This is a genomic window from Falsigemmobacter faecalis, assembly GCF_003863335.1.
GTDB lineage: Bacteria > Pseudomonadota > Alphaproteobacteria > Rhodobacterales > Rhodobacteraceae > Wagnerdoeblera > Wagnerdoeblera faecalis.
In genome coordinates this window covers 1-2,524 of the sequence record NZ_RRAZ01000079.1, presented here as the reverse complement: position 1 = coordinate 2,524, position 2,524 = coordinate 1, and the positions used below count along the sequence as shown (strand labels likewise).

Here is a 2,524-nt window from a genome sequence, read left to right as displayed (position 1 = left end):
CAGCTAAAATATTCTGCCACCCTGACTTTTTCAGCAGCCTGCTAAGGCTGAGTTATGAAGTAAACCCGGTTTTGCATACTCGCCATGAGCAATGGCTTGAATAAAGCTCAGTCGCATCAATAAATCTTGCATAGCTTTGAGGTCCAAGCGAGGTGCGTTATGAGAGTTATAATCTCTAGATTGCGTAATTTCAATTACCCCTCGCTCACCATGCTCTCCGTAGTTAAGGTCACGTATGTCAGGAGGTATGCAAAAGTAGTAACCAAGATCTACGGCGGATATCATCTCCTCACGGCTGAGAACCGTTTCAAATAATTTTTCCCCGTGTCGGGTTCCGATTACATTAATTCGATGATTAGCCTTACCCAGGATTCCAATGAGTGCAAGCGCCAGTGTTTGAATCGTCGCGGCTGGGGATTTCTGTACAAAAATCTCACCAGCCTTACCATGCTCAAATGCATAAAGCACAAGATCAACGGCATCATCGAGTGTCATCATAAAGCGAGTCATTGACCCGTCAGTAACAGTTATCGGCAGCCCTGCTTGAATTTGATCACAGAATAATGGAATCACAGAACCACGTGACGCCATAATATTTCCGTAACGTGTAGCGCAGATAATAGTATTCCCGCTTGACCGGGACTTCGCAATAGCCACTTTCTCCATTAATGCCTTACTGATGCCCATGGCGTTGATAGGATAGACAGCTTTATCTGTGCTAAGGCAGACAACTTTCTTCACCCCATTCGAGATCGCCGCCTCCAAAACATTCTCTGTCCCTATAATGTTAGTTTTCACTGCCTCCATTGGGTGAAACTCGCAAGAAGGAACTTGCTTGAGTGCAGCCGCGTGATAAATATAATCTACACCACGGACGGAATTTACGACGGACGCCTCGTCGCGGACGTCACCAATATAAAACTTCAGCTTGCAGTTCATATATTTGCGCCGCATGTCATCCTGCTTTTTTTCATCGCGGCTGAAAATGCGTATTTCCTTCAAATCGGAATTCAAAAAACGTCGCAATATTGCATTTCCAAATGATCCGGTCCCACCAGTGATCAATAAAATTTTACCTGAAAACATAACGGAAACCTTTGCAAGAGTCGTACTGATAGAAATTTCACATGCTGGAACAAGCTATAACGGCTTTAAACATATCAAGGCTTTGCTGACCGCCCCCGTTGCGCTGAATGAAATTTTTGGCACAGGCCAGCGCGTTCTGCCTCAGCTGCGCCCGTTCATCTTCACTCATGTTCGCAATTTTTTCGATTGCACTCTGCCAGTTCTGTAAATCTCCAAGTGCCATAACGGTCAATGCTCCGGATGACGAAGATTTCCAAGGTGTACGATCACTGGTAATGACCGGTGTTCCTGCGCACAGAGCTTCGAATATGACGTGACCGAAGTTTTCGCCATGAGACGGAAAAACAAAGAGATCGTGGCGAGCGAAAGTCGGAGAGACGCTTTCAGGCTCCAGCGGCCCATGAAAGCTTGCAACAATATGCGCCGGAAGCTCTCCCATTATTTTTTTGCACCTGGCCCAATAAATTTTATCCTCTACAGGCCCGTATATCTTAAGTTCAGTGGGTATATTGAGACCCTGAAAAATGTGCAGCAAACCATCAAGGTTCTTTATCGGGTTAATTCGTGAGATGAATGCTACTCTCAGGCGACCCGAACTTTGGGTGAGCGGCCTGTCTGTAATAATTTTATCCGATGAGACGGCGTCCACTGCCGTATGTATACGCTTAGCGGCCTCAGGAAAGAGATTTCGGATACATTTTTCCTCATCCGCGGTGGAAGCCTGCCAGTGCACGTCTCGATACATGCCCATTATTCGAGTCGCTTTGATGAAAAGCCGCTTCTTAAATCCCTTCATCGCAAGAGCCGCGGGTGAAAATTCGCCGCGTGGTGCCAATATAACTGGAAGGTCAAGCGATCCTCGCCTTAGCATATGCCGGTAGAGGAGGGGGCCCACAGACCCGCGGGTTGAGAAAAAGCTGTTAAGGTATAGAATATCAAACTTTCCGGCAGACAGGACCCGGTCGAGCCCTATTGGGCCGAAGACCTTCTCATCTGCGTAGAAGATTGGACCATCTTTAAGATCATGCCAAATATTCGGCTTGATATGAGGGTAAATATTTTTCCGGCCAAGATCTCTGTTGCGGGTGAAGACAGATATTTCCGCCTGACCACGCAGTGCTTCCCGCAGATTTGAGATCGTTCGTATTGGTCCCCCGCCGCGAAAACCCGGGAGGTAGAAATCTGTCACACAAAGTATACGAGGCCGCGAGATATAAGACATGGCCGTCATGAAACTCGCTCAGGTGAAAATATAGCACTTGTGACTGACATTGGTATCCGGGCGACCGTTCGGTCAGACCTGCGAAAGGTTACTCAATCAACCATAGATTGCAATACAATTTGCGCAGCGTAACAATCGCAGGCGGTTTTTTGCAGATATTCTGGGCTCAGTCTGCTAGGCTCAGGACCTACTAAATTGCTTGCGGTAGCGAAAAAT

2 protein-coding genes are annotated in these 2,524 nt (G+C 47.1%); both read right to left on the bottom strand.

Annotation, left to right across the window (positions count from 1 at the left end; translation table 11 throughout):
• Positions 1–30: 30 nt before the first annotated feature.
• Positions 31–1,086, bottom strand: coding sequence for a polysaccharide biosynthesis protein (locus EG244_RS20010; protein ID WP_124966903.1), 1,056 nt, complete (start codon positions 1,084–1,086; stop codon positions 31–33).
• A 37-nt stretch (positions 1,087–1,123) separates the two neighbouring features.
• Complete coding sequence (locus EG244_RS20005) at positions 1,124–2,317, bottom strand: glycosyltransferase family 4 protein (protein WP_124966902.1); 1,194 nt, start codon at positions 2,315–2,317, stop codon at positions 1,124–1,126.
• Between the last annotated feature and the right edge of the window lie 207 nt (positions 2,318–2,524).